General features: G+C 67.0%; 26 protein-coding genes. 21 read left to right on the top strand and 5 right to left on the bottom strand.

From position 1 onward, the window contains the following. The first annotated feature begins 159 nt into the window (after nt 1–159). From parC to WDM94_10715, 4 genes are all read left to right on the top strand, one after another. Nucleotides 160–2400, top strand: coding sequence for a DNA topoisomerase IV subunit A (gene parC / locus WDM94_10730; GenBank protein MEJ0013077.1), 2241 nt, complete (start codon nt 160–162; stop codon nt 2398–2400). A gap of 2 nt (nt 2401–2402) precedes the next feature. Continuing rightward, nucleotides 2403–2795, top strand: coding sequence for a nuclear transport factor 2 family protein (locus WDM94_10725; GenBank protein ID MEJ0013076.1), 393 nt, complete (start codon nt 2403–2405; stop codon nt 2793–2795). A 413-nt stretch (nt 2796–3208) separates the two neighbouring features. Continuing rightward, nucleotides 3209–6076: an autotransporter domain-containing protein gene (locus WDM94_10720; GenBank protein MEJ0013075.1), complete on the top strand. Its 2868-nt coding sequence runs from the start codon at nt 3209–3211 to the stop codon at nt 6074–6076. A 97-nt stretch (nt 6077–6173) separates the two neighbouring features. Beyond that, nucleotides 6174–6467 (top strand): hypothetical protein, encoded by a 294-nt coding sequence (locus WDM94_10715; GenBank protein ID MEJ0013074.1) that lies wholly within the window; start codon nt 6174–6176, stop codon nt 6465–6467. Here WDM94_10715 and WDM94_10710 read toward each other — a convergent pair. Continuing rightward, entirely contained in the window at nt 6464–7213 is a 750-nt protein-coding gene (locus WDM94_10710) for an arginyltransferase (GenBank protein ID MEJ0013073.1), read from the bottom strand. The genes WDM94_10715 and WDM94_10710 overlap by 4 nt on opposite strands. A gap of 70 nt (nt 7214–7283) precedes the next feature. Then, nucleotides 7284–7778, bottom strand: a complete 495-nt coding sequence (locus WDM94_10705; protein ID MEJ0013072.1) for an RDD family protein — start codon at nt 7776–7778, stop codon at nt 7284–7286. 181 nt (nt 7779–7959) lie between these two features. Between WDM94_10705 and WDM94_10700 the strand changes: the two genes are divergently transcribed. Continuing rightward, entirely contained in the window at nt 7960–9489 is a 1530-nt protein-coding gene (locus WDM94_10700) for a hypothetical protein (GenBank protein ID MEJ0013071.1), read from the top strand. Here WDM94_10700 and WDM94_10695 read toward each other — a convergent pair. Further along, nucleotides 9422–10651 (bottom strand): threonine ammonia-lyase, encoded by a 1230-nt coding sequence (locus WDM94_10695; protein ID MEJ0013070.1) that lies wholly within the window; start codon nt 10649–10651, stop codon nt 9422–9424. The two genes, WDM94_10700 and WDM94_10695, sit on opposite strands and share 68 nt — an antisense overlap. Nucleotides 10652–10820: 169 nt before the next feature. Here WDM94_10695 and WDM94_10690 point away from each other — a divergent pair, with 169 nt between their 5' ends. Next, nucleotides 10821–11408 (top strand): DUF2165 family protein, encoded by a 588-nt coding sequence (locus WDM94_10690; protein ID MEJ0013069.1) that lies wholly within the window; start codon nt 10821–10823, stop codon nt 11406–11408. Nucleotides 11409–11414: 6 nt separating this feature from the next. Here the strand turns inward: WDM94_10690 and hemB are convergent, their stop codons facing one another. Next, the gene (hemB, locus tag WDM94_10685) at nt 11415–12407 is read right to left on the bottom strand and encodes a porphobilinogen synthase (GenBank protein MEJ0013068.1); all 993 of its coding nucleotides are present in this window, start codon (nt 12405–12407) and stop codon (nt 11415–11417) included. 165 nt (nt 12408–12572) lie between these two features. Between hemB and WDM94_10680 the strand changes: the two genes are divergently transcribed. The 15 genes from WDM94_10680 to WDM94_10610 all read left to right on the top strand — a co-directional run bounded on the left by WDM94_10680 (nt 12573) and on the right by WDM94_10610 (nt 25714). Continuing rightward, nucleotides 12573–12989, top strand: coding sequence for a DUF6163 family protein (locus WDM94_10680; protein MEJ0013067.1), 417 nt, complete (start codon nt 12573–12575; stop codon nt 12987–12989). 152 nt (nt 12990–13141) lie between these two features. Then, on the top strand, nt 13142–13651 hold the full coding sequence (locus tag WDM94_10675) for a winged helix DNA-binding protein (protein ID MEJ0013066.1): 510 nt from the start codon (nt 13142–13144) through the stop codon (nt 13649–13651). Nucleotides 13652–13867: 216 nt separating this feature from the next. Next, entirely contained in the window at nt 13868–15178 is a 1311-nt protein-coding gene (locus WDM94_10670) for a L,D-transpeptidase family protein (protein ID MEJ0013065.1), read from the top strand. A gap of 55 nt (nt 15179–15233) precedes the next feature. Next, on the top strand, nt 15234–15839 hold the full coding sequence (locus WDM94_10665) for a pyridoxamine 5'-phosphate oxidase family protein (protein MEJ0013064.1): 606 nt from the start codon (nt 15234–15236) through the stop codon (nt 15837–15839). 8 nt (nt 15840–15847) lie between these two features. Then, a complete protein-coding gene (locus WDM94_10660) occupies nt 15848–16051 on the top strand; it encodes a hypothetical protein (GenBank protein MEJ0013063.1) in 204 nt (67 codons plus the stop codon). Nucleotides 16052–16144: 93 nt separating this feature from the next. Beyond that, nucleotides 16145–17443, top strand: a complete 1299-nt coding sequence (glyA, locus tag WDM94_10655) for a serine hydroxymethyltransferase (GenBank protein MEJ0013062.1) — start codon at nt 16145–16147, stop codon at nt 17441–17443. A gap of 17 nt (nt 17444–17460) precedes the next feature. Then, entirely contained in the window at nt 17461–17826 is a 366-nt protein-coding gene (locus WDM94_10650) for a cupin domain-containing protein (protein MEJ0013061.1), read from the top strand. Between the two features lie 60 nt (nt 17827–17886). Beyond that, nucleotides 17887–18351: a transcriptional regulator NrdR gene (nrdR, locus tag WDM94_10645; protein ID MEJ0013060.1), complete on the top strand. Its 465-nt coding sequence runs from the start codon at nt 17887–17889 to the stop codon at nt 18349–18351. Continuing rightward, nucleotides 18351–19490, top strand: a complete 1140-nt coding sequence (gene ribD / locus WDM94_10640) for a bifunctional diaminohydroxyphosphoribosylaminopyrimidine deaminase/5-amino-6-(5-phosphoribosylamino)uracil reductase RibD (GenBank protein ID MEJ0013059.1) — start codon at nt 18351–18353, stop codon at nt 19488–19490. The genes nrdR and ribD overlap by 1 nt, the downstream gene beginning before the upstream one ends. After that, nucleotides 19490–20092 carry a riboflavin synthase gene (locus WDM94_10635; GenBank protein ID MEJ0013058.1) on the top strand — a complete coding sequence of 201 codons (603 nt, stop codon included), beginning with the start codon at nt 19490–19492 and terminating at the stop codon, nt 20090–20092. Before ribD ends, WDM94_10635 begins: the two co-directional genes overlap by 1 nt. Before the next feature lie 42 nt (nt 20093–20134). Beyond that, nucleotides 20135–20572 (top strand): 6,7-dimethyl-8-ribityllumazine synthase, encoded by a 438-nt coding sequence (locus WDM94_10630; GenBank protein ID MEJ0013057.1) that lies wholly within the window; start codon nt 20135–20137, stop codon nt 20570–20572. Continuing rightward, complete coding sequence (gene nusB, locus WDM94_10625; GenBank protein MEJ0013056.1) at nt 20569–21051, top strand: transcription antitermination factor NusB; 483 nt, start codon at nt 20569–20571, stop codon at nt 21049–21051. The genes WDM94_10630 and nusB overlap by 4 nt, the downstream gene beginning before the upstream one ends. 148 nt (nt 21052–21199) lie before the next feature. Beyond that, nucleotides 21200–22171, top strand: coding sequence for a thiamine-phosphate kinase (gene thiL, locus WDM94_10620; protein MEJ0013055.1), 972 nt, complete (start codon nt 21200–21202; stop codon nt 22169–22171). Nucleotides 22172–22178: 7 nt separating this feature from the next. Continuing rightward, the gene (locus WDM94_10615) at nt 22179–23393 is read left to right on the top strand and encodes an MFS transporter (GenBank protein ID MEJ0013054.1); all 1215 of its coding nucleotides are present in this window, start codon (nt 22179–22181) and stop codon (nt 23391–23393) included. Nucleotides 23394–23578: 185 nt separating this feature from the next. Further along, on the top strand, nt 23579–25714 hold the full coding sequence (locus tag WDM94_10610; protein MEJ0013053.1) for a sodium-translocating pyrophosphatase: 2136 nt from the start codon (nt 23579–23581) through the stop codon (nt 25712–25714). Nucleotides 25715–25879: 165 nt separating this feature from the next. Here the strand turns inward: WDM94_10610 and WDM94_10605 are convergent, their stop codons facing one another. After that, on the bottom strand, nt 25880–26395 hold the full coding sequence (locus tag WDM94_10605) for an outer membrane protein assembly factor BamE (GenBank protein ID MEJ0013052.1): 516 nt from the start codon (nt 26393–26395) through the stop codon (nt 25880–25882). Nucleotides 26396–26412 lie beyond the last annotated feature (17 nt).

Raw genomic sequence — 26412 nt, 5'->3', positions numbered from 1 at the left:
CGCCGACCGGAGGCTTCGGCAAAGTGATTGTTGCGGCTGGTCCTCCGGTCGAGGCCTCCGGCCTCGCCGAAGGATGACAGCGGAGGGGATGCGGCGCGGGAAGCTGGTTCGAGCGAGGCCGCGCCTTGAATCCCAAGGCCCTGCGGGCTACTGCCAGCCATGGCCAAACACCTGATTCCCGGCGGCGAGATCGAGGCTGTCGATCTCCGCGAGGCGCTGGAAGAGCGCTACCTCGCCTATGCGCTGTCGACCATCATGCACCGGGCACTGCCCGACGTGCGCGACGGGCTGAAGCCGGTGCATCGCCGGCTGCTGTTCGCGATGCGCCAGTTGAAGCTCGATCCCGGTTCCGGCTTCAAGAAATCAGCGCGCGTCGTTGGCGACGTCATCGGCAAGTATCATCCGCACGGCGACCAGGCGGTGTACGACGCGATGGTGCGCCTCGCGCAGGAGTTCGCGGTCCGCTACCCGCTGATCGACGGGCAGGGCAACTTCGGCAACATCGACGGCGATAACCCGGCCGCCATGCGCTACACCGAGGCGCGCATGACCGAGGTGGCGCGGCTGCTGCTCGACGGCATCGACGAGGATGCCGTCGACTTCCGCGATACCTACGACGGCACCGAGCGCGAGCCGGTAGTGCTGCCAGGCGCCTTTCCCAATCTCCTCGCCAACGGCTCCGCCGGCATCGCCGTCGGCATGGCGACCAACATCCCGCCGCACAACGCCGCCGAGCTCTGCGATGCGGCGCTGCATCTGATCAAGACGCCGAAGGCGCGCATCGAGACGCTGGTCGATCTCATCCCCGGGCCGGACCTGCCGACCGGCGGCATCATCGTCGAGCCGCGGGCGAATATTATTGAGGCGTACCGGACGGGCCGCGGCTCATTCCGTGTGCGCGCCCGCTGGAGCCAGGAGGATCAGGGGCGCGGTACGTGGGCGGTCGTCATCACCGAGATTCCGTACCAGGTGCAGAAGGCGCGGCTGATCGAGAAGGCGGCCGAGCTGATGGAGGCGAAGAAGCTGCCGCTGGTCGCCGACATCCGCGACGAGTCGGCAGAGGACATCCGCATCGTCATCGAGCCGAAAAGCCGGACCGTCGATCCGGCGCTGATGATGGAGTCGCTGTTCCGCCTCACCGATCTGGAATCGCGCATCCCGCTCAACCTCAACGTCCTGTCGCACGGCGTCGTGCCGAAGGTGATGAGTCTCGGCGAGGTGCTGAACGAGTGGCTCGGCCACCGGCGCGATGTGCTCATCCGGCGCACGAATTTCCGGCTGGAGCAGATCCGGCATCGCCTCGAGGTGCTGGAAGGCTACCTCATCGCCTATCTCAACCTCGACGAGGTGATCCGCATCATCCGCACCGAGGACGAGCCGAAGCCTGCGCTCATCAAGCGATTCAAGCTGACGGACGTGCAGGCCGAGGCGATCCTCAACATGCGCCTCAGGTCGCTCAGGAAGCTCGAGGAATTCGAGATACGCGGCGAGCACGACACGCTGTCGAAGGAGCAGAAGTCGCTCAACGCGCTGATGAAATCGGAAGACAAGCAGTGGGACGCGGTCGCCGATCAGATCAGGGAAGTGCGGAAGGCGTTCGGCCCGAACACGCCGCTCGGCAAGCGCCGCACGACCTTCGGTGACGCGCCGGAGCATGACGACGAGGAGATCCAGACCGCGATGGTCGAGCGCGAGCCGATCACCGTCGTCGTCTCCGACAAGGGCTGGATACGCGCGATGAAGGGCCACGGCATCGACCGCGCGACCCTCACTTTCAAGACCGACGACAGCCTCAAGGCGGCGCTGGAAGCGGAGACCACCGACAAGATCGTCGTCGCCTCGACCGGCGGCCGCTTCTATACGCTCGCCGCCGACAAGCTGCCCGGCGGGCGCGGCCACGGCGAGCCGATCAAGCTGATGGTCGACATGGAAGCCGCCGACGATGTCGTCGCGGTTTTCGTGCACGACCCGGCGCGCAAGCTGCTGGTCGTCTCGACCGACGGGCGCGGCTTCATCGTGCCCGAGGCCGAGGTGATCGGCACGACGCGCAAGGGCAAGCAGGTGATGTCGGTGTCGGCGCCGGACGAGATGCGCATCGCGGTGCCTGCTGCCGGCGACACGGTCGCCATGCTGGGCGACAACCGCAAGCTCATCATCTTCCCGCTCGATCAGGTGCCGGAGATGACGCGCGGCAAGGGCGTGCGCCTGCAGAAGTACAAGGACGGCGGCGCCGCCGACGCGCGCGTCTTCAACAAGAGCGACGGCCTGACGTGGCAGGACTCCTCCGGCCGCGAATTCAACCGGCCGATGTCGGAACTGAAGGATTGGGTCGGTACCCGGGCGCAGGCCGGCCGCCTGCCGCCACAGGGCTTCCCGCGCCACGGCAAGTTCGGCCGCTAGCCGTGCTGGCGAATGCCGAGACCAAGTGGGCGGTGCTGAAGGCATTCAACGCGCTGATCGACCACATCGCCAACGGGCGTCTCAACGAAACGATGGCGTGCTTCAGCGACCACGCCGACGTGGCGTTCTTCGGATCGGAAGTCGGCGAAACGGCGATCGGGCCGGAGGCGGTTCGCACTCAATTCACGGCCATCTACGCGCAGCCGTTCCGCGTCCTGTTCGATCTGCAGCCCGGCAAGGTATCGACCCAGAGCAACGTCGCCTGGCTGACGGCCGACGGCACCTACCGCCTGTCCACGGACGGGGAGCGCCAACCCTACCGGCTGACCGCGCTCATGGTGCGCAAGGAGCACCACTGGTTGTGGCAGGTCTTTTCGGGCTCCGAGCCGCGCTGAGTTATCCACAGCGCCGCTCGATACAGCTCGAATCGGATTCATTCGTCCGTTGCGAATCGGCAACACCGCCGAAATGGCAGTTGAACCAGATAGATACGTCCACTGTCGCAGGGTCGTGTGCGCTCTCGGAGCCATGGACTCCTGATTGTATCCACAAGCCGCTTGCTAGTTAATCAACAGTTAATCAACAGTTGCACCCGAGGCAGGCCACGTAGTGTTGCGTTGTGTAGGGGGCGTTTGTGTCATCCCATGGTTTTGCGCGTGGCCGCTCGGCTGCGAATACGTCAGCCGTCGTCTTTTCCGCCCCGCGCATCAGTCGCGCTGCGCTGCTGGCCAGCGTCGCGACGGTGGCGCTCTTCTCCACGGGCGCATACGCCGCGGGCCTTAATATCGGGGCAGGCGATATCCACAATGTGCCGCCCGCAGGCGAGACCTACGACTTCCTGAACATCGCGCCCACCGGCGTCCTGAATCTCGGCACCGTCAACGGCACCACGTTCATTTCGAATGACAACGGGGTCGACACGACGTGGGCGGGAACAGTCCACGGCGTGAACGGCGCAACGTCAATGCTGCCGACGAACTACCTGCTCAAGACCGGCAATGGAACGGTGACATTTGCCGGGCTGACGGCCGACGGCGGCGAAGTTCATATCAACGGCGGCACGGCGAAACAAACCACCGCAACAAACAGCATTCGCTACCTGTCGGTTGGCGGCGACGGTGGCAGCGGGACCTTCAACATCTCCGGCGGCGTACTCAACATCGTCGGCAGCGGCCTTCCGTCGCCCGCCTTGCAGGTCGGCGACTTCGGCGGCACGGGCGTGGTCAACCAGACGGGCGGGGCCGTCGTATTCGGGGTCGGCTCGTCCTTCAACATCGGCAACCAGGGCGGCAAAGGCACCTACACTATCAGCAGCGGCTCGATCGAGTTTCAGGGCGGCTTCATGACCCTCGGGCGGTCCAACGGAAACAGGCCGACCGCCAGCCAGGGTGTCCTCAATATCAGCGGCGACGCGCTGATCGACCTGCATGGCACGCAGGCCGGCGCCCTCATCATCGGCAACCGCGAAGCTACCGGCACCAACAGCACGACGGGGAAAATCGTTCAGACCGGCGGCACGCTGCGGATTCGCGATAACTCGACGCTGTATCTTTCCGGTCGCGCCAGCGCCAGCGAGTACGACCTCCTGGGCGGCACGCTCGAAATCGGCGGCAACGCGCTGCAGCCCATCTACAGCTCGTCTCTGTCCTCGGGAGGCGTCGCCGGCACGTATCTGTTCAAGCTTGGCGGTGGCACCGTGCGTGTCATCGGGACCGATCTCACCACCGTCGTCAACGCGACGCTGGTCGGCGGCACGACCTCGACCATCGACACCAACGGCCTAAATGCTACCTGGAACGGCCAGTTTCTCACCGACGGCGTCGGCATGGGCAACCTCACCAAGGCGGGCGCCGGCAAGCTCACGCTGAGCGCCGCGAACACCTACACGGGCGCCACCAACATCGCGGGCGGCACACTCGCGCTCGTGGCCGCCGGCGCCATCAACACGTCGTCCGGCGTGGCTCTTTCCAACGCCGGCATCTTCGACATAACCGGGATCACCGGCATCTCGACGACCATCAAGGACCTCAGCGGCGCCGCCGGAACATCGGTGAACATTGGAGTCAAGGGTCTCACGTTCGGCACCGACACGGCGCTCACGACGTTTAACGGCAATTTCGTTGGCACGTCGGGCACGCTGTTCAAGAAGGGGTACGGAACGTTCGTCTTCGGCGGCACGTCGAACGCAACCGGAAACGTCACGATCAACCAGGGCACCTTCGTCACCACGCATTCTGACGCCTTCACGCAGAGCCCGAACGTGGCGATAAACGGCTCGCCGACGGAAGGCGCGACGTGGGATCTCGCCGGCGCTGGCCATCAGACGATCGGCGGGCTCGCCATCGCCAGCGGCGACAAAACACACGTCGTGATGACGTTGGGCAACGGGCACGACTTTATCCAGGCGTCGGGCATCCTGTCCCTCGACGGATACCTCGACATCCGCGGCGGTGACGGCAATTTCACGCCGACGACCACGGGTGTGAAGATCGTGTCGTCGACGAGCGGGCGCAACGGCGGCTTCGATTACTGGTCGGACGACCTGCAATTCCTGGATGCCGTTGTCTTCAACTCGGGCGCTGCCGATGTCTCCGTCAGGTTCGTGCTGAGCGGCACGACTTTCGCGAGCGCGGGCGTGACGCCGAACCAGAAGGCGCTGGGCACTGCGATCTATCCGCTCGGAATCGGCAACCCGGTATTCAACGCGGTCGCCACGCGCAGCGGCGACGCGGCGCTCGCCGTGCTCGATGCGCTCTCCGGCGACTTCCACGCGACCACCAAGGATCTGCTCGGCGTCGACGCAACCTTCCTTGCCGGCGCGCTCGGCGAGCGGCTCAACGGACTGAATGCGCCGAATGGCGGCGGCGGCGCCGAATTTGCGTCGTCGGGCGATGGCGTGTGGGGGCAGGCCTATGGCCACGGCATCTCGCTGGCCGACGCGTCGGGCAACGCCGGCGACGTCGCCGGCTCGCACTACGGGCTGCTCGGTGGCTATGAAGGCGGGTCGGGCAACTGGGCGGGCGGTTTCGGCGGCGGCTTCAGCGGCGCCTCGGTGGCCTCGGCAAGCCGCGGCGCGACCGGCACGATCAGCAGCCTCGACCTCATCGCCTACGCCGGCGGCGACGTGGGCAACAACGTCGACATCCGCGCGGGCGGCACGTATTCGCTGAACGCGATCTCGACGGCACGCACGGTGCTCGGTCAGACGTCGGTCGCCAGCTACAACGCCCGCACTGCGCAGGTGTTCGGCGAGGTCGGTGCGGACCTCGGGATGCTCCAGCCCTTCGCCGGAGCCAACTACATCAACGTCAGCACCGATGGCTTCACCGAGACTGGCGGCATCGGACCGCTGTCGGTGGCGGCGAGCACGCAGAACCTCACGTTCACCACGCTGGGGCTTCGCGTGGCGGGCGATGTCGGCACCGGAGCCACCTTCCGCGGCATGGCCGGCTGGCGGCACACCTTCGGCGACATCACGCCGCTCTCCAGCATGACTATCCAGGGCCAGAGCTACACCGTGGCCGGCGTGCCGGTCGCCGTGGATGCCTTTGTCGCCGAGGCCGGGGTCGAGTTGCCCGTGGGCACCAACTTCACGCTCAGCACCACATACGCCGGACAGATCGGCGCCAATTCGCAGGACCACGGCGGCCGGGTCACGGCGACGGTGAAATTCTAAGCCGCAGACGCGCCAGCGCTGCGACCGTTGTTGCGGGGGGGCGGCCTCAGCGCCGGCCGCTTTGCTTTTGCGGCCGGCTATCGCCATATCCCGCCGCATGCCTAGTCTGTTTTCCGAACGCATTTACGGCGTCCCGTGGGTTGCCCTTGCGGCGTCGGCGGCGGTCATCGCTATCGTCTATGCCGTGCTGCCCGCCGCAGCGAGCGCCGAAGGGCTGCGCTGGTTCGTGCTGCGCTGGTTCCACACCATTGCGTGGGCGTTCTTCGCGCTGGCCGCGCTGGCGCGGTCGAAGGTGGCGGGAACGCCGATAGAGTTTGCCGCGCCGCTCGCGGCGACCGGCGGGCTGGTCTACGTCGCGTTCATGCTGACGACGATCGCCGGCGACGGCTAGGCATCGACGCGGACCCAGCCGCGCGCCATCAGGTGTTCCTGCGGCCTGAAGCGGCGCTTGTAGCTCATCTTGCGCGAGCCATCGACCCAGTAGCCGAGATAGACGTAGGGCAGCCCCATCTTCCGCGCGCGCTGGATGTGGTCGAGGATCATGTAGGTGCCGAGGCTGCGGTCGGCGTATTCCGGATCGAAGAACGAGTAGACCATCGACAGGCCGTCGGCGAGGACGTCGGTGAGTGCCGTCGCGATGAGCGGGCCTTCGCCGCGGCCGGTGATGCCGCTATCTATGCCGCGGAAGCGATACTCCACCACCAGCGTATCGACGTGGCTGTCGCCGACCATCATGGCGTAGTCGAGCACCGTCATGTCGGCCATGCCGCCTTCGGCGTGGCGGGCGTCGAGATAGGCGCGGAAGAGGGAGTACTGGTCGGAGCTCGGGCTGGCCGTCGTCTCGGCGCCGATGACGTCGCGGTTCTTTTTAAGGACGCGGCGGAAGCTTTGCGTCGTGTCGAACGAGTCGACCGCGGTCCTGACCGAAATGCAGGCGCGGCAGCCTTCGCAGGCCGGGCGATAGGCGATGTTCTGGCTGCGGCGGAAGCCGCCCTGGGTCAGTATATCGTTCAGCGCCGCGGCGCGGTCGCCGACCAGATGGGTAAACACCTTCCGCTCGGCGCGGCCCGGCAGGTAGGGGCAGGGAGCCGGCGCGGTCAGATAGAATTGCGGAGTCTCGGTGGTGTGCTGGGTCATGCGGTCGGCGGAAGCTTCAGTCGCGCCAGCATAGTACCAAGGGGCGGCAGGCGAAAAGGCAAGGGGGCGCTCAGCCTTCGCGGCGCCGCAGCGGGCCGGAATTCAGCGCCACGACGCCGAGCAGGAGGTCGTGCAGGAGCTGGCGGCGGGCCGTGAACAGGCCGACCAGCAGAATCAGCGGCGTCAGCACCGAAACCGAAATCCAGAAGATCAGCGCGTGCAGGATGGCGAGCAGGGGGAACATCTTCTGCCCGCTCCAGGTGCGGAACTCGATGCCGGCGATGTGCATGCCGACGGTGGCCGAGCCGCCGCCGCCGAGAGTCAGCGCGACGTAACCCAGCGCGACGATGGCAAAGAGCGGCGAGAACAGCAGCCAGCCGATGCCGAGCGTCACCAGCCCGAAGATGCCGACGACCAGCGCGGCCGGCACCATCAGCGCGACGATCAGCACCGCGTCGATGACGAAGGCGACGATGCGCTTCGACAGGATGCCGTCGAACAGGTCGGCGTCGCGCGTCGCGTCGTAGATGAAGCGGTCGGCGCTGCGGGGGGCGCTGTCGGTCATCGTTTCCGTGGTCCTTTGTCGCGGTTCCGCAGACAATGGTGATTCTGCTGCGCCGCCGCAAGACTGTGACGCAGTTAAGGAAAAGGACGAAGCGCATGGCACGCGCGGCGCAGTTCGGGCTAGTATGCCGCCGGGGTCGGGGCCGACCTTCGGATGCGGCGTCGGAAGTCGAAGCGACGCAATGGTGACCTTCGGTATTTTTCTCGTCGTGATCGCGGCGCTCGCCGGGCTTGCCCTAGCGTACGCGCGCTTTCCGCGCGCCGGGCGGATCGCGGCCCGCATCGCGGGCGTGCTCGCCTGGCCGCTGCTGGCGCTATGCCGCATCGCCTCGACGGTGCTCGATTTCATTCTGCGGCCGGCCGGCGCGCGCCGGCGCATTCCCGCCTGGCGCTATGCGCTGTGGGTGGTTGTCGGCTTGCTGCCGATGGCGGCATTCTTCGCGCTCGTTCTCTGGCCGGTGGCGTTGCCGGGGGTTTCCGATCCGGGCTGGCTGCTGATTGCCGGCGGGCTGTTCCATGTGTTCGCGGTCGCTGCCGCCTACGTCATCGTGCACGACGACTTCGATGTGATGGATGGCGTCGTCGATGCCAGCGGCCGGCGCATCGGCGGGGCGCGCAATGCGACGCGGACGGCGGCCATCGCTATTTCGATCGCGCTGGTCGCGGCGTATGCCGTCGCGATCGCGTACTGGCTTGCCAAGGTCGAGAGTGTGCCGCTCACCGCGGCGCGGCCGGAGACCGGCTTCGCCGGCCTCGACTATGTCCTGATCGGCCTGCGCGCTCTGCCGACCGATCTGCTGCTCGGGCTCATCGACCGGATCACGGGCGACAATACCGGCGTCGTGTTCGGCGATACGTTCGTCGCGCAGGCGTATTACTTCATCGTCAAGAGCATCGGCTCGGTGCTGCTGGTCGGCGTGGTCACGATCCTGATCCAGGAGGCGTGGCAGCTCCGCCGCATCGTCACCGAGATCGGCGAGAGCGACACGCGCCACGACTACCTGATCCAGCGCGCCATCCTGGCGCCGCCGGTGATCAAGAGCGGCATCCTGCGCGCCGCGGTGACGCCGCAGGCGGTGGAGAAGCAGAAGCGGCTGATCGTGGCGGCGAAGGAGATCGGCATCTTCACGCTGCCGCAGACCTTCTGCCACTACGTCGAGAGTTTCGATTCCGAGGTGCAGGTGTTCGGCCTCGACCAGTGCCTCGAGATGTTCCGCCATCGCGCCCGCGATTTCGAGGGCGAACAGAGTGAGAGGACGCTGGTCAAGGCCGCGCATGTTCTGCGCCGCGGCAAGCTCGGCGTCGAGCCGACGAAGAAGCTGCTGCGGCTGATGACGGCGATCGTGGTCCTGAAGCGCGGCGCCTTCGTCATTTCGAGCCAGCTCCGCGGCATGATGGAGGCGACCGTCCGCAGCGAGCTCGACAAGCCGCGTGCGCAGGAAGATCCGGCGCTCCGTGGCTTCTACCGCGATCTGCGTTCGGCGCTCGACGGCATCGCGACCGGGACGCGGCCGATCACCTCGGCGCTGCCGGAGAAGCGCGAGGAGGCGCCGAAGCCGGGGCCTGCTCCGGTGCGGAAGCTGCCGGCGCCGGCGCGTCCGGTCGTGGCGAACCTGCCGGCGGTGCGCGCCGAGGACGAAATCGTCACGCCGCTCCCGGAGGCGGAGGATCCAGACGTTCCACCCGAAAGCCCAGCGCCGACAGTGCATTGACGATCTCGGCGGCGTGGGCGCCGCCGTGCGTCTCCATCGTCACCTCGACGACGGCGCCCTTCGGCGGCACGTCGAGCATCGTGCGGCGGTGTGAGACGTCGAGGATGTTGCCGCCGTTCGCGCCGATGGTGCGTGCGATCTCGGCGAGTACGCCTGGGCGGTCGCTGATGAAGACGCGGATCGCGACGACGCGCTCCTCGCGTGCCAATTCGCGCACCATGATCGAGGCGGCGAGCCGCGGGTCGATGTTGCCGCCGGCGAGCACCAGCCCGACCTTGCGGCCACGATAGCGGGCGGGATCGTGGAGCACGGCGGCGAGGCCCGCAGCGCCGGCGCCTTCTGCCATCGTCTTCTGCAGCATCAGGTACTCGGCGACGGCGCGCTCGATGGCGCCCTCCGGGACCAGCACCATGTCATCGACGTATTGCTTCACGATCGGCAGCGTCAGCGTGCCGACGTTCTTTACCGCGATGCCCTCGGCGAGCGTCTCGCCGCCGATCTTCGCCTTTTCGCCGCGGAGCGCCGCCCACATCGACGGGCAGAGCTCGGTCTCGACGCCGATCATCTCGACCTTCGGCTGCAGCGCCTTTACGGCGATGGCGATGCCCGAGATTAACCCGCCGCCGCCGACGGGCACGATCAGCGCGTCGAGGTCGGGCGCGTCGGCGATGACCTCGAGGCCGATCGTGCCCTGGCCGCGGATCACCTGCGGGTCGTCATAGGGGTGCACCAGCACGGGACCGCCCTCGGCCATGATGCCGCGCACCGTCGTCTCGCAGTCGGCCAGTGTCTCGCCTTCGAGGATCACCCGGGCGCCGAAACTCCGCGTCGCGGCGATCTTCACGAACGGCGTCGGCCGCGGCATCACGATGGTCGCCGGGATGCCCATGCGGCCGGCGTGGTAGGCGACGGCCTGGGCATGGTTGCCGGCCGACATGGCGATGACGCCGCGCGCCTTCTCCTCCTCCGTCAGCGACAGCAGCTTGACCAGCGCGCCGCGCTCCTTGAACGACGACGTCGCCTGGAGGTTTTCGTATTTGACCCAGATGTCGGCGCCGGTCAGCCGCGACAGGCGCGGGGCGGGCAGGAAGGGCGTGCGCACGACATGGCCGGCGATCAGGGTCGCGGCGGACTGGATGTCGGCGAGGGTGGGAGTGGTCACGGGCGCAGGATACGGCAGGTTTGTGGGTTAGGGGAGAGGCCGAGTGTGTTGGGACACACCCCTCCCCAAAACCGCTTTCGCGGTTTTGGCCCTCCCGCAAGGGGAGGGCTCAAGTGGAGTTTGTTGGAGCATGGCGTCTCAACGGGTTGAGCGGGAGGGTCAAATCGCCATGGGCGATTTGGGGAAGGGTGTCTCTCCTCCGCTCATCGGCGGAACTCGGTTGGCCGGAAACTTGCTCCGCGAGACTCAAATTAAGGTGGAGATGGAGGTGGCCGTTTTGATCGCATGGGTGGAGGCCCTGCTCGTCGCCGCGCCGGGCGCGTGGATAGCGATCGGCGCGTTCGAGAATATTCGCGTGCCGAAGGCGAACCGCGACATGGTCGTCGATGTCCTCGCGATGACGAGCATGAAGGCGCAGTTTCCCGACTACTACGCCATCGTCAGTGCCAACCGGATCGAATCGCGGCGGCTGCAGCGCATCGCCTTTGGCGCGATCGTCGTGACGGAAAGCGTTGTCGCGGTCGCGATGCTGTTCGGCGCGCTGGGGCTGGCGGGCGCCGGGATCGGCCTATGGAATGCGGTCGTCCCGCACGGCATCGCTGTCGCCGGCACGCTCGGCTTCACGATGGTGTGGTCGGGTTTTCTCGTGGGCGGGCAGTGGGTCCATTACTGGATCGTCCATCAGGATGCCCAGCACACGCATTTCATGCTGGTCCTCTGGGGCCTGGCGACGCTTGCCCTTTTATTGCTGCTTTAGCGGCGCCTAGCCCTTCTTCAGCATCTCCGCGACGAACGGCGCGAAATACGTCAGCACGCCATCGGCGCCGGCGCGCTTGAACGCGATCAGCGATTCCAGCATCGCGCGGTCGCCGTCGATCCAGCCGCGCTCCGCCGCGCCCTTGATCATCGCGTACTCGCCGGACACCTGATAGGCGAACGTCGGCATGGCGAACGCCTCCTTCACGCGCCAGAGGACGTCGAGATACGGCATGCCCGGCTTGACCATGATCATGTCGGCGCCCTCGGCGATGTCGAGTTCGACTTCGCGGAGCGCCTCGTCGCCGTTCGCCGGGTCCATCTGGTAGGTGCGCTTGTCGCCCTTCAGCGTCTTCGACGAGCCGACCGCATCGCGGAAGGGGCCGTAGAAGGCGGAGGCGTACTTCGCGGCGTAGGACATGATCTGCACGCGGTCGAAACCGTTGTCGTCGAGCGCGGTGCGGATCGCGCCGACGCGGCCGTCCATCATGTCGGAGGGCGCGACGATGTCGGCGCCGGCTTCTGCCTGGATCAGCGCCTGCAGCACGAGCTGGCGGACGCTGGCGTCGTTGGCAATCGTGTCGCCTTCCATGATGCCGTCGTGGCCGTGGCTGGTGTAGGGGTCGAGCGCGACGTCAACGATGACGCCGACGCCCGGCACGTCGGCGTGGATGGCGCGCGTCGCGGTGTTGACGAGATTCTTCGGGTTGAGGGCCTCCGAGCCGGTGTCGTCGCGGCGCGCCGGGTCGGTGTAGGGAAAGAGCGCCAGCGCGGGGATGCCGAGTTCGGCCGCCTTCGCCGCCGCCTCGACCGCCTCGTAGACCGTGAGGCGCTGGACGCCGGGCATCGAGGGGATGTCCTGGTGCCCCTTGTCGCCGTCGATCAGGAAGATCGGCCAGATCAGGTCGTTGACGGTGAGGCTCGTCTCCGCAACCAGGCGTCGCGACCAATCGGTCTGGCGGTTGCGGCGCATGCGGCGGCTGCCGAGGATCGCCTTCATGTCGGGGGCGGTCTTCGGGTCAGGCGTCGGGGCGGGCGGCTTGCTGGTCATGGTTTCGGGCCTTGTCGGCGCGGCGCGGGGAGGGCGCCTATCGCCTTGCGCTGCGTGGCTCTAGCATATCATTTTCCGCAGCGCGCGAGACTCAGGCGGCGTACCGGAGGGTGAATGAGCAGCAGGGACGTGATGGCGCCGGTGGTGCTGCCGCGCACGCGGATCGAGATCATCCTCGATCAGTATGTCGTGGCGCTGTCGGTCGTGGTGCTGCTGTTCGGACTCCGCCAATGGGCGATCATCCTCGGCGTCCTGCAGGGCGCCGGCGGGCCGTTCGAGGACATGTCGACGCCATGGTTCGTGGTCACGGTCCACATGGCGGTGGTCGATCTGGTCGCCGCCGTCGGGCTGTGGCTCCGCGTCGCCGGCGGCAAGGTAGTGTGGGTCTATTCGGCGCTGTTCGAGATCACGCTGCACACGATTTTCATCGGCACGTTCGGCCCGAGCTGGCTGGTCGTCGCCTTCCATGCGGCGACGCTGCTGTTTTTCCTTTTGTTGACCATTCTGGTCTGGCGGCAACCGCGGCGTTGAATCCAAAAACCTAGACATTCCAATCAATTGCGAGGTGCCTGGTAGGCCTTCGTTAAGCGTGGACCTTAAGCCGATTTTTAGTCGCATCCTGTACGTTCGGTTTCACAGAGCAGGGAAAAACGCCTGCCGCGAAACAGGATGAGGCAATAGTCATGGCACTTCCCAAAAGGGCGGAGGCTCCTGCTCAGCCGCTCACCAATGCCGAGCTCAAGCCGCTCTACATGGAGGCGCTGACGCTGGTCGAGCGTCTGCATCGTCGGCTGCTCGACGTCATCAAGGACGAGTTCGACCGCGCCGGCCGCTCGGACGTGAACAGCGTGCAGGCGCTGCTCCTTTTCAACATCGGCGAGTCGGAGCTGACCGCGGGTGAGCTGCGCACGCGCGGCTACTACCTCGGCTCCAACGTTTCCTACAATCTCAAGAAGCTGGTCGAGATGGGCTACATCCATCACCAGCGCTCGCGCATGGACCGCCGCTCGGTCCGCGTCAGCCTGACCGAGAAGGGCGCCGAGGTCGCGAAGATCGTCGACAGCCTTTACGAGCGCCACATCCGCTCGATCGACCAGGTCGGCGGCATCGCCTCGGGCGACTTCACCGACCTCAACCGCTCGCTGCAGCGTCTCGAGCGCTTCTGGACCGACCAGATCCTCTACCGCCTCTAAGCCCTTCCTTTTTGGGAGGAACGAGAAGCCCGGCCTCAGCGCCGGGCTTTTTGTTTGCGCCGCGAAAGCGCCACAGTGGCCCGGCATCTGCAGACGCCGCTGGGCATGTCAAATCTCCGCGATTCCCAGCCATTTTGCCGTTTGCGGCGTTGTTTCGCTGCGGTGCGCGTGTTACGCCCCCGTGTAAGGGGCACTTCGATTGGATCGGCATTTTTCATGATCGCTCTGCGCCTGGCGTCTGCTACCGCATTTGTCCGCCCGCTCCGTGCCCTCGCGGTGGCGTCGGTGGCGCTTGTCGGCATCGTCGGCAGCGCGCCGGCTGGGCAGCCGCAGGACCCGATCGCCGAGGTGCTGCAGAACGGCAGCGCCGAGTGGTCGGACGGCTTCGATGCCGCCTCGGTCGGTGCCGCGGACGTGCGCACCTCGATCCCGACGCTGTCGCCCAGCATCCTCGGACCGATGCAGGCGGCGATCACGCAATACTCCGACATCGTCTCCAAAGGCGGCTGGCCGATCGTGCCGGCCGACAAGCCGCTGAAGATCGGCGTGCGCGATCCGGCGGTCGTCCTGCTGCGCCAGCGCCTCGCGATCTCGGGCGACCTGCCGAGCGAGGCGGCGACCCCGTCCGATGCGTTCGACTCCTACGTCGATGCCGCGACCAAACGCTTCCAGGCGCGCCACGGCATCCAGCCGGACGGCGTGATCGGCGACACGACCTTCGCCGCGCTGAACATCCCGGCGCATCTGCGGCTGACGCAGCTTGCCAACAACCTGACGCGGCTGAAGGCGTTCCTGAACAAGCCGCTGCCGCCGCGCTACGTGATGGTCAACATCCCGGCGGCGAGCGTCGAGGCGGTAGAGAACGGCGTCGTCGTGCAGAAGCATACCGCGGTGGTCGGCAAGACCGACCGGCCGTCGCCGATCGTCAATTCGAAGATCACCGAGATCAACTTCCACCCGTACTGGACGGTGCCGGCCTCGATCATCAAGAAGGACCTGATCCCTCTGATGCAGAAGGATCCGACGTACCTTGCGACGTGGAAGATCCGCGTCTTCGACAAGACGGGCCAGGAAGTGCAGCCGGAGCAGATCGACTGGCAGACCGACCAGGCGACCAAGGGCTACATGTTCAAGCAGGATCCGGGCGATGAGAACTCGCTCGGCATCGTGAAGATCAATTTCCCGAGCCCGGAAGGCGTGTACATGCACGACACGCCGCACAAGGGCACGTTCAACGACGACTACCGCTTCGACTCGTCGGGCTGCGTGCGCATCCAGAACATCCGCGAGCTGATCCCGTGGATTCTGCGCGACACGCCCAACCAGACGCCGGACATGATCGAGGAAGAATTCCGCAACGGCCAGCGTCTCGACGTGAAGGTCGTCAATCCGATCCCGCTGCACTGGGTGTACATCACCGCGTGGGCGAGCACGGAAGGCATCGTCAACTTCCGCAACGACATCTACAACCTCGACGGCCTCGAGCAGTATACCGCCGAGGAAGACGGGCAGGGCCAGCCGCTCTAGGCATTCGCTTAACGCGGCACCCGGCCCCCGACAGGCGGCCGGGAGGGCCGCACGCATGGCCAAGCAATACGACCACATCGACGACAAGCAGCGCGCCTTCATCGAGCGGCAGCATCTGTTCTTCGTCGCCTCGGCGGCGCCCGGCGCGCACGTCAACGTCTCGCCGAAGGGCCTCGATGCGCTGCGCGTGCTCGGCCCCAATTCCGTCGTCTATCTCGATCGCACCGGCAGCGGCAACGAGACCGCGGCACACATGCTGGCCGACGGCCGCATGACGATCATGTTCTGCGCCTTCGACGGGCCGCCACTGATCCTGAGGCTCTACGGCCGGGGCAGGGTGCTGCCGCGCGGCGGCGCCGAGTATCTCGATCTGCTCAGCTCGCGCTTCGGCGGCGAGGAGCCGCTCGGTGCCCGCCAGATGGTGATGCTCGACGTCGCGCTGGTGCAGACGTCCTGCGGCTATGGCGTGCCGAGCTACGAGTACCTCGGCGAGCGGCCGTCGCTCGTCAATTGGGAGCCGCTGAAAGGCGAAGCGGGGCTGGCAGCGTATCGGCAGGAGAAGAACGTGCGCAGCATCGATGGGCTGCCGACGGGGTTTGCGGAGCGGGCGGCCGTCCAAATCCATCTAAATACAGATCGATATAGCTTAGACAGCGGGTAAGACTAAAAATGGAAGAAGCCACGATTAAACAAATCATGCGCGGAGCATTGTTCAACGCGCACAATACACACGGCCATCAGGCGCCTGGTGACAGGCTGTACGTTGCCTTGGATCACGACCAGGGAAATGTATTCGTCGATGCCATTTTTGAGGCGCTCAAGCGTGCCGGGGTACTGGATCTGCAGACGGACACAGGTTTGGCGAAGACGTGATTGGCACGGACGGCTGTGGATTGGCTCCTCCCCGCCATCCGTGCTAACCCGAACCCCGCCCTGTACTGGCCCACAGGAACCGCATCCATGACCATGACCGAATCCCGCCCGAGCGCGGTCGCGCCCGGCTTTTTCACCGCCACGCTGGCGCAATCCGATCCCGAGATCGCCGACGCGATCGCCAAGGAACTCGGCCGCCAGCAGCACGAGATCGAGCTGATCGCCTCGGAGAACATCGTCTCCAAGGCGGTGCTCGAAGCGCAGGGCTCGGTGATGACCAACAAGTATGCCGAGGGCTATCCGGGCAAGCGCTACTATGGCGGCTGCGAGTTCGTCGATATCGCCGAGACGCTGGCGATCGAGCGGGCGAAGAAACTGTTCAACGCCAAGTTCGCCAACGTCCAGCCGAACTCCGGCAGCCAGATGAACCAGGCGGTGTTCTTTGCCCTGCTGCAGCCGGGCGACATCTTCATGGGTCTCGATCTTTCCGCCGGCGGCCACCTGACGCACGGCTCGCCGGTCAACATGAGCGGCAAGTGGTTCAAGGTCGTGCCGTACGGCGTGCGGCGCGACGATCACCTGATCGACATGGACGAGGTCGAGAAGATCGCGCGCGAGCACAAGCCGAAGCTGATCCTTGCCGGCGGCACCGCGTATTCGCGCGTCTGGGACTTCAAGCGCTTCCGCGAGATCGCCGATGCGGTTGGCGCCTATCTCATGGTCGACATGGCGCACTTTGCCGGGCTGGTCGCCGGCGGCGTCCATCCGTCGCCAATCGAGCATGCGCACGTCGTCACCTCGACGACGCACAAATCGCTGCGCGGTCCGCGCGGCGGCCTGATCCTGACCAACGACGAGGACATGGCGAAGAAGATCAATTCGGCCGTCTTCCCGGGCCTGCAGGGCGGGCCGTTCATGCACATCATCGCCGCCAAGGCCGTAGCCTTCGGCGAGGCGCTGCGGCCGGAGTTCAAGGTCTATGCGAAAAATATCGTCGACAACGCGCGCGCGCTGGCGAATGAGCTCAAGTCGCTCGGCTTCGACATTGTCTCGGGCGGCACCGACAACCATCTGATGCTGGTGGATCTCCGTCCGAAGCATCTCAAGGGCAACACCTCGGAAAAGGCGCTGGTGCGCGCCGGCCTTACGGCCAACAAGAACGGCATCCCGTTCGATCCCGAGAAGCCGTTCGTCACTTCCGGCATCCGGCTGGGCACGCCGGCCTCGACGACGCGCGGCTTTGGCGTTGCCGAGTTCCGCCAGGTCGGCCAGCTTATCGCCGAGGTGCTGGACGCCGTGGCGCAGTCCGAGGATGGCTCCGCGCCGCTGGTCGAGGCGGCAGTGAAGCAGAAGGTGCGGGCGCTGACCGACCGCTTCCCGATCTACCGCTAGCGCCGCGGACGATCGCCATGAAGCACGCACCCATCAGCTTCGCCGCCAAATTCGCTCTTTTCAGCGATCGGTGGCAACCGCGCGTGATCGCCGAACTCAACGACTACCAGTTCAAGCTTGTGAAGGTCCTCGGCGACTTCGTCTGGCATAGTCACCCCGACACCGACGAGGCCTTCATCGTGCTCGACGGCGCGTTGCGGATAGATTTCAGGGACGGCGCCGTGAGCATCGGGAAAGGCGAGATGTTCGTCGTGCCCAAGGGTGTCGAGCACAAGCCCTACGCGGAAAACGAAGTCGCGCTCATGCTCATCGAGCCGCGCGGGGTGGCCAATACCGGCGACGCCGGCGGCGAACGGACCGCACCCGATGACACCTGGATCTGAGACGTTTTCTTGGTGCGCCCGCCGTCTCCGGCCGGGCGCGGTGGGCGGGGTGGCCATCTGATGCGCTGCCCCTATTGCGGCACAGCGGACACGCAGGTGAAGGATTCGCGCCCCGCCGAGGATGACACCGTCATCCGGCGGCGCCGCAGTTGCGACGCCTGCGGCGGCCGCTTCACGACCTTCGAGCGCGTGCAGCTTCGTGAATTGACCGTGACGAAGAAGAGCGGGCGCCGCGTGCCGTTCGACCGCGACAAGCTGCTGCGCTCGGTCAACGTCGCGCTCCGCAAGCGCTCGGTCGATCCGGAGCGGGTGGACCGCATGGTCAACGGGATCGTGCGCCAACTGGAATCCAGCGGCGAGCCCGAGGTGTCGTCCGAGCGGATCGGCACGCTGGTGATGGAGGGGCTGAAGAATCTCGACGAGGTCGCCTACGTCCGCTTTGCCTCGGTCTACCAGAACTTCACCAACACCGAAGACTTCAAGGACGTGCTCGGCGAACTGTCCGGCGACGGGGACAAGACCTGATGGCGCGCGCGCCGGCAATCGCGATCGACGCCGAGTTCGACCGCCGCATGATGGCGGCGGCGCTCCGCCTCGGCCGGCGCAATCTCGGCCAGACGCATCCCAATCCCGCGGTCGGCTGCGTGCTGGTGCAGACCGTCGGCGGCGACCGCATCGTCGTCGCCAACGGCTGGACCGCGGTCGGCGGCCGGCCGCACGCGGAAGCCGCGGCGCTCGCCGCCGCCGGCCTAGCTGCCACGGGCGCCACCGCCTACGTGACGCTTGAGCCGTGCGCGCATCAGGGCCGTGCCGGCGCGTGCGCCGATGCGCTGATCGCGGCGGGTGTGGCGCGTGTCGTCTCGGCGATGGTCGACCCCGATCCGCGCACCGCCGGCCACGGCCACGCCAAGCTCGAGGCGGCGGGCATCGCGGTCACCACGGGCGTGCTCGCCGAGGAAGCAGCGCGCGCCCATGCCGGCCACATCGCGCGGGTCACCAAGGGGCGGCCGGCCGTCACGCTGAAGCTTGCCGTGTCCGCGGACGGCATGATTGGCAAGCGCGAGGGCGAGCGCATGATCGTCACCGGCAAGCCGGCGTTCGACGCCGTGCAGATTATGCGCACCGAGTTCGACGCGGTCATGGTCGGCATCGGCACGGTGCTGGTCGACGATCCGCTGCTGACCGTCCGCCTGCCGGGCCTGGCGCGGCGCTCGCCGGCCCGAGTCATCCTCGACAAGGACGCGCGCCTGCCGGCTGCCTCGCGCCTGTTGCAGTCGATCGATGCGGCGCGGCTGATCGTTTACGTCGGCCCGGAGGCGCCGGCGGAGCGTGTCGATGCGCTGGCCGGGGCAGGAGCCGAGGTCGTGCCCGTGCCGCTCGCCAACGCGGGCATCGATATTGCCGCGGTGCTGGCGGATCTCGCCGGCAAGGGATTCACGCGCGTATTGACCGAGGGCGGTGCGCAGGTCGCGTCGTCGTTCGTCTCGGCCGATCTGCTCGACGAAGTTATTCTCTTCCGCGCCAACGTCGTGGTCGGCGCGGACGGCGTGCGTGCGCTCGGCGGCACGGCGTTGTCGGCGATAGAACGCAGCCCGCGCTATCGCCAGATCGACGCGGGCAAGGTCGGCGAGGACATCATGCGCCGCTACGTGAGGGCCGCCTGATGTTCACCGGCATCGTTTCCGATATCGGCAGCGTGATCAAAGTCGAGGAGCGCAACGACGTGCGCCGCCTGTCGATCGCGTCGGGCTACGACCCGGCGTCCATCGCCATCGGTGCGTCGATCAACTGCGCCGGCGTTTGCCTGACGGTGGTCGAAGTGTCGCCGGGCAAGCGTGGCGCGGTCTTCGACGTCGAGGCGGCGCCGGAGACGCTGCGGCTCACCAACGCGCGCGACTGGCAGGTCGGCTCGCGCATCAATCTCGAGCGGGCGCTGCGCGCCGGCGACGAGCTCGGCGGCCACATCGTCGCCGGGCACGTCGACGGCGTGGCGGAAATCGTGAAGGTGGAGGAATTCGGCGACACGACGCGCTTCCGCTTCCGCGTGCCGCACGAATTCGCGCGCTACATCGCGCCCAAGGGCTCGGTCAGCCTCGACGGCACGTCGCTGACGGTTAACGACGTCGCCGGCGAAGAATTCGACTGCCATCTCATCCCGCACACGCTGAAGGTCACGACCTGGGGCGACCGGCAGGCGGGCGACAAGGTCCATTTCGAGATCGACACCATCGCCCGCTACGTTGCGCGGCTGCTGCAGCCGGTCTAGACCCCCATCAGTCAAAGTTGACTTATCTCGGAACTGGCGGGAATGGCTGACGGGAAACCCCATTTTCTGATTGTCGAGGCGCGCTTCTACGACGACCTCGCGGACGCGCTGCTGGAAGGCGCCAAGGCGTCGCTGGCGGCTGCCGGCGCGTCGTTCGACATCGTGACGGTGCCGGGCGCGCTGGAAATTCCGGCGGCGGTCGCGATGGCGATCAACGCCGATAAATATGATGGCTACGTCGCGCTGGGATGCGTCATCCGCGGCGAGACCACGCACTACGAAACCGTGGCGAACGAATCCGCGCGCGGCCTCATGGACATCTCCGTCGCGTTCTCCGTGCCGATCGGCAACGGCATCCTGACCGTCGAGAACGAGGCGCAGGCATGGGCGCGCGCCCGCGTCGCCGAGGGCGACAAGGGCGGCTTTGCCGCCCGTGCCGCGCTGACGATGCTGGCGCTCCGCCAGAAGCTCGCGCTGTGACAGTCGCGCCGAAAACGCGCGAGGCGCGGCCGGCCAACCAGCGCGGCGCCGCCCGTCTCGCCGCCGTGCAGGCGCTCTACCAGATGGAACTCGGCGGCGCGACGCTGCCCGACGTGCTCGCCGAGTTCGAGGCGCATCGCCTCGGCAAGGAAGTCGACGGCGACCAGTACCGCGACGCCGACGCCGCTTACTTCCGCGACATCGTCGGCGGCGTGGTCGAGCATCAGCGCATACTCGATCCGGCGGTGGATGCGGCACTGCTCAACGGCTGGCCGCTGGCGCGCATCGACGCGACGCTCCGCGCCATCCTGCGCTCCGGCGCCTTCGAGCTGGAGCACCGCACCGACGTTCCGGCGCGCGTCATCATCACGGAATACGTCGACGTCGCCAACGCCTTCTACGAAGGCGAGGTGCCGGCGATGGTCAACGCCGTGCTCGACACGCTGGCGAAGAAGATGCGCGCGGCGGAGTTCGGGTAGTGCTCCGGTCGGCGGTGCCAGTGGAGGGAGACCCCCTCCCAGCCTTCCCCTTTCAAGGGGAGAGGGCGACCGGGCGACGCTCCAGCGCACCTCCCCCCAAAAGGGCGAGGGCGGGTGGGGGTTTACCTCCCCACCGGGGCGAACGCTGATGGCCAAGACGCGGCCCGGCGAGTTCGCGCTCATCGACAAATATTTCCGGCCACTGGCGACCGACCGCGGCGCCTTCGGCCTGATGGACGACGCCGCGCTCTACCGCCAGCGCCCGGACGACGATCTGGTGCTGACCACCGACACGGTCGCGGCCGGCGTCCATTTCTTCGCCGACGATCCGCCGGAGTCGATCGCGCGGAAGGCGCTCCGCGTGAATCTCTCCGACCTCGCGGCCAAGGGGGCGGAGCCTTACGGCTACCTGCTGTCGCTGGCGCTGCCGGACAACTGGACCGAGGCGTGGCTGAAGCGGTTCGCCGCCGGCCTCGCGGCGGACCAGAAAACCTACGGCGTATCGCTGCTCGGCGGCGACACGACCAAGGCGAGCGGCGGGCTGACCATCGCGATCACCGCGCTCGGCCGCGTTCCGAAGGGCAAGATGGTGCTGCGCTCCGGCGCGAAGCCCGGCGATGCCATCTTCGTGTCGTGCACGATCGGCGATGGGGCGCTGGGCCTGCGCGTCCGTGGCACCAGGGGCAAGGGCACCGCGCACCTGACCGATCGGTACCTGCATCCGCAGCCGCGCGTCGCGCTGGCGCCGGTGCTGCGTGCCTACGCCAACGCTGCGATGGATATTTCGGATGGCCTGGTCGGCGACCTCGCGCATATCTGCGACGCGTCGGGGGTCGGCGCGGAAATCAACGTGCAGGACGTGCCGCTGTCGCCCGCGGCCGCGGCGATGCTGCTGGCAGACGCGAAGCTGCTGCCGGTCATTCTCAACGGCGGCGACGATTATGAGATACTCGCCACCGTGTCGCCGTCATCGGTGCGCGCCTTCTCCGCCGAGGCCGATTCAGCCGGCGTGTCGGTCACGTGCATCGGCACCATCTTTGCCGGGAAGGGGCCGCCAGTCGTGCGCGATTTCACCGGAAAGGTGATAAAACTCGCGGCCGCCAGCCACACCCATTTCTAGAGTTTCGATGACCGACGCTGTCCTGGACGACGACCGCGAAGCCCGGCGCAATGCGCTTATCCTCGCCGTTGCGGGCGCTGTCGTCGGCTCGGCGCCGACCATCGTCTTTTCGCTGGGCGGGCTTGCGGGCATGTATCTCCTGCCGCCCAATCAGCCGGCGCTGGCGACGCTGCCGCTGTCGTTCTTCATCGTCGGCGGCGCGTTGACCGCCATTCCCGCGGCGATGCTGATGAGCCGCATCGGCCGCCGCGCCGGCTTCATCGTCGGCGCCGTCATCGGCGCGATCGGCGGCCTGATCGCGTCGCTGGCGGTGTTGCGCGGCAGCTTCCCGGCGCTGGTCGCCGGCATGACGGTCGTCGGCTCAGCCAATGCGTTCGTGCAGCAGTACCGCTTCGCCGCCGCCGACAGCGGCAGCCCGCCGATGCGCGCCAAGGCGATCTCGTGGGTGCTCGCCGGCGGCGTCGCCTCGGGCATCATCGGACCGCAGGCGGTGATTTTCACGCGTCACCTGTTCGACCCGATCCCGTTCGTCGGCGGCTTCGCCGCCATCGTCGTGCTGGCGCTCGTCGGGATCCTGCTGCTCCTGCCGCTGTCCGGCGCGGCACGCCGTGCGCCGACGCTGGTCAGCCGCTCCGGCGGGCGGCCGCTCGGCGAGATCGTCCGTCAGCCGCGCTTCATCGTGTCGCTGATCTGCGCTATCGGCAGCTATTCGCTGATGAGCCTCGTCATGACGGCGGCGCCGCTTGCCATGATCGGCTGCGGCCTGGCGCAGGACGACGCGGCGCTGGGCATCCAATGGCATGTGCTGGCGATGTTCGGACCGAGTTTCTTCACCGGGGCGCTGATCGCGCGTTTCGGCGCCGAGACCATTGTCGGCGTCGGGCTGGCGCTGCTTGCGGGTTGCGCCGTGGTCGCGCTGCTTGGCCTCGACGTCTGGCATTTCTGGGCGGCGCTGATTCTGGTCGGCCTCGGCTGGAACTTCGGCTTCATCGGCGCGACGACGCTGCTCACCCAGACTTACCGGCCGGAGGAGCGCAGCAAGGTGCAGGGCTTCAACGATTTCGTGCTGTTCTCGTTCGTGGCGGTCGCGTCGTTCTCGTCCGGCCAGCTTTACGCGACCGTCGGCTGGAACACGATCAACGTCCTGGTTTTCCCCATCGCCGGCGTCTGCGCGCTGGCCCTGCTGGTGGCGACCTTCGCCTTCCGCCCCCGGCCCGCATAGCGCGCCGGTTCTGGGGTACGCCACTCAGCGGCCGGACGGCTTGACGCCCGTTTGCCGACAGTACATACACCGCCCACATTTCGGGCGGCCGCCGTTCCTGCGGCCGTTTTTCGTGGAGATTCGGGCCAGTTTTCAGCGCCGGCGGTGCGCGACTGGAGCCCGGCGGACGGAAGGGAAAACAGCCCGTGCTTTATCTTTACCTGGTCATCCTCTGCGGTCTTCTCGCCCTCGCATATGCCGCGTGGGCGGCGCGCGAAGTGCTGGCGTCCGACGCCGGCTCGGCCCGAATGCAGGAGATCGCGGCGGCGATCCAGGAAGGCGCCACCGCCTACCTTCGCCGCCAATACATGACCATCGCCATCGTCGGCGTCGTCGTCCTGATCATCGTCGGCGTGCTGCTCGGCATTCCGGTCGCCATCGGCTTCCTCATCGGCGCGGTGCTCTCCGGCGCCGCGGGCTTTGCCGGCATGATGGTGTCGGTGCGCGCCAACGTGCGCACGGCGCAGGCCTCGAGCCAGAGCCTCGCTGCCGGCCTCTCCATCGCCTTCCGCTCCGGCGCCATCACCGGCCTGCTCGTCGCCGGTCTCGCGCTCCTCGGCGTCTCGGTCTACTACCTCATCCTCACCCAGTTCGCCGGCTACGCGCCGGGCGATCGTCTGGTCGTCGACTCGCTGGTCGCGCTCGGCTTCGGCGCCTCGCTCATCTCGATCTTCGCCCGTCTCGGCGGCGGCATCTTCACCAAGGGCGCCGACGTCGGCGCCGATCTCGTCGGCAAGGTCGAAGCCGGCATCCCGGAAGACGATCCCCGCAATCCGGCGACGATTGCCGACAACGTCGGCGACAACGTCGGCGATTGTGCCGGCATGGCCGCCGACCTGTTCGAGACCTACGCGGTGACTGTTGTCGCCACCATGGTGCTCGCCTCGATCTTCTTCGCCGGCCAGCCGATCCTCGGCTCGGCGCTGCTCTACCCGCTGATCATCTGCGGCACCTGCATCATCACCTCGATCATCGGCACTTTCTTCGTCACGCTCGGCGCCAACCAGTCGATCATGGGCGCCCTCTACAAGGGCCTCATCGTTACCGGCCTGCTGTCGATCGTCGGCCTGGCCTTGGCCACCACCTTCATCGGCTGGGGCGAGATCGGCACCGAGAACGGCGTCGTCGTCACCGGTCTCAACCTGTTCATCTGCGGCCTCGTCGGCCTGGTGGTGACCGGACTGATCGTGGTGATCACCGAGTACTACACCGGCACCGGCAAGCGTCCGGTCATCTCGATCGCGCAGGCCTCGGTCACCGGCCACGGCACCAACGTCATCCAGGGCCTCGCCGTCTCGCTCGAGTCCACCGCGCTCCCGGCGCTGGTCATCGTTGCCGGCATCATCGTCACCTACCAGCTCGCCGGCCTGTTCGGCACGGCGATCGCGGTCACCACCATGCTCGGCCTCGCCGGCATGATCGTGGCGCTCGACGCGTTCGGCCCGGTCACCGACAACGCCGGTGGCATTGCCGAAATGTCCGGCCTGCCGAAGGAAGTGCGCCACACCACCGACGCGCTTGACGCCGTCGGCAACACGACCAAGGCCGTCACCAAGGGCTACGCCATCGGTTCGGCCGGCCTCGGCGCGCTGGTGCTGTTCGCGGCGTACTCGAACGACCTGCACTTCTTCGCCGCCAACCCCGACATGTTCCCGTACTTCCAGGGCATCGGCGAAATCTCCTTCGATCTGTCGAACCCGTACGTCGTCGCCGGCCTGATCTTCGGCGGCCTCATCCCGTACCTGTTCGGCGGCATTGCGATGACCGCGGTCGGCCGCGCCGCCGGCTCGATCGTCGAGGAAGTGCGCCGCCAGTTCCGCGAGCACCCGGGCATCATGCAGGGCACGGAGAAGCCGGACTACGGCCGCGCCGTCGATCTGCTTACCAAGGCCGCGATCCGCGAGATGATCGTGCCGTCGCTGCTGCCGGTGTTGGCGCCGCTGGTCGCCTACTTCGGCGTGTTGCTGATCTCGGGCTCCAAGGCCTCGGCCTTCGCGGCGCTCGGCGCCTCGCTGCTCGGCGTGATCGTCAACGGCCTGTTCGTCGCCATCTCGATGACGTCGGGCGGCGGCGCCTGGGACAACGCCAAGAAGTCGTTCGAGGACGGCTTCGTCGACAAGGACGGCGTCAAGCACATGAAGGGTTCCGAGGCCCACAAGGCGTCGGTCACCGGCGACACCGTCGGCGACCCCTACAAGGACACCGCCGGCCCGGCCGTGAACCCGGCGATCAAGATCACCAATATCGTGGCGCTGCTGCTGCTGGCCGTTTTGGCGCACTAGTTTCGGCTACGGTTTCAAAACAAAAGCCCGCGGCATGCCGCGGGCTTTTTGATTCAATCTCACGCTGCTTTCCCCGCGCAGGCGGGAATCCAGGTGTGTCGTCCGGGGAGTCGCGTTCGCTTATGCTCCTGGGCCCCCGCCTGCGCGGGGAAGCGGAGATTGGGACTACTTCCCGCGCAACCCGATCATTCCGGTCAGCACCTGCTGGATGAAGCTCTGGTCGGCGCCGCCGGTCGGCGTGGTCGCGCTGGCGAAGTCGAAGACCTTGCCGTCCTGCAGGCCGTAGTTGGCGATGCGCTGGACGGTGTCCTTCTTGTCGAAGTAGACGGCGACGACCCGCTGGTCGATCACCTTGTCCGGCATGAAGGCGGCGGCGCGGTAGCGCGTCTGGCTGATGTAGTAATAGACGTCGTTGCCGTAGTTGGCGGTGGTCGAGGGCGAGCCCAGCGCGATCAGCACCTGGTCCTTGCTCGATCCGACCGGCACCTGCTCGAGCGCATCCGGGGAAACGACGTAGCCGTGCTGCGTCGTCTCGCTGAAGCCGCCGCTTTTCAAGCCGCCGGTCTTCGGGCCCGTCTGGCAGCCGGCGAGCGCGATCAAGGCGACGCAGGCCGCGACAAGGGCAGGGGCCTTCAGCGAGCCGCTCCGGCGCGCCTTCGTCAGTTCCGACGTTGCCCTCATCCCTGTACCCCGTCCCC

The organism is Bauldia sp., assembly GCA_037200845.1.
Lineage (GTDB): Bacteria > Pseudomonadota > Alphaproteobacteria > Rhizobiales > Kaistiaceae > DASZQY01.
This window is presented reverse-complemented; position numbering and strand designations above follow the sequence as displayed.

Coding starts and splice junctions, on each gene's coding strand:
- WDM94_10660 (MEJ0013063.1), top strand. CDS start 15,848: ATGGAAGAAGCCACGATTAAACAAATCATGCGCGGAGCATTGTTCAAC.
- parC (MEJ0013077.1), top strand. CDS start 160: ATGGCCAAACACCTGATTCCCGGCGGCGAGATCGAGGCTGTCGATCTC.
- WDM94_10635 (MEJ0013058.1), top strand. CDS start 19,490: ATGTTCACCGGCATCGTTTCCGATATCGGCAGCGTGATCAAAGTCGAG.
- glyA (MEJ0013062.1), top strand. CDS start 16,145: ATGACCGAATCCCGCCCGAGCGCGGTCGCGCCCGGCTTTTTCACCGCC.
- thiL (MEJ0013055.1), top strand. CDS start 21,200: ATGGCCAAGACGCGGCCCGGCGAGTTCGCGCTCATCGACAAATATTTC.
- WDM94_10715 (MEJ0013074.1), top strand. CDS start 6,174: ATGCCTAGTCTGTTTTCCGAACGCATTTACGGCGTCCCGTGGGTTGCC.
- hemB (MEJ0013068.1), bottom strand. CDS start 12,407: ATGAAGGCGATCCTCGGCAGCCGCCGCATGCGCCGCAACCGCCAGACC.
- WDM94_10670 (MEJ0013065.1), top strand. CDS start 13,868: ATGATCGCTCTGCGCCTGGCGTCTGCTACCGCATTTGTCCGCCCGCTC.
- WDM94_10710 (MEJ0013073.1), bottom strand. CDS start 7,213: ATGACCCAGCACACCACCGAGACTCCGCAATTCTATCTGACCGCGCCG.
- WDM94_10680 (MEJ0013067.1), top strand. CDS start 12,573: ATGAGCAGCAGGGACGTGATGGCGCCGGTGGTGCTGCCGCGCACGCGG.
- WDM94_10700 (MEJ0013071.1), top strand. CDS start 7,960: ATGGTGACCTTCGGTATTTTTCTCGTCGTGATCGCGGCGCTCGCCGGG.
- ribD (MEJ0013059.1), top strand. CDS start 18,351: ATGGCGCGCGCGCCGGCAATCGCGATCGACGCCGAGTTCGACCGCCGC.
- WDM94_10705 (MEJ0013072.1), bottom strand. CDS start 7,778: ATGACCGACAGCGCCCCCCGCAGCGCCGACCGCTTCATCTACGACGCG.
- WDM94_10650 (MEJ0013061.1), top strand. CDS start 17,461: ATGAAGCACGCACCCATCAGCTTCGCCGCCAAATTCGCTCTTTTCAGC.
- WDM94_10605 (MEJ0013052.1), bottom strand. CDS start 26,395: ATGAGGGCAACGTCGGAACTGACGAAGGCGCGCCGGAGCGGCTCGCTG.
- WDM94_10665 (MEJ0013064.1), top strand. CDS start 15,234: ATGGCCAAGCAATACGACCACATCGACGACAAGCAGCGCGCCTTCATC.
- WDM94_10675 (MEJ0013066.1), top strand. CDS start 13,142: ATGGCACTTCCCAAAAGGGCGGAGGCTCCTGCTCAGCCGCTCACCAAT.
- nrdR (MEJ0013060.1), top strand. CDS start 17,887: ATGCGCTGCCCCTATTGCGGCACAGCGGACACGCAGGTGAAGGATTCG.
- WDM94_10615 (MEJ0013054.1), top strand. CDS start 22,179: ATGACCGACGCTGTCCTGGACGACGACCGCGAAGCCCGGCGCAATGCG.
- WDM94_10690 (MEJ0013069.1), top strand. CDS start 10,821: ATGGGCGATTTGGGGAAGGGTGTCTCTCCTCCGCTCATCGGCGGAACT.
- WDM94_10630 (MEJ0013057.1), top strand. CDS start 20,135: ATGGCTGACGGGAAACCCCATTTTCTGATTGTCGAGGCGCGCTTCTAC.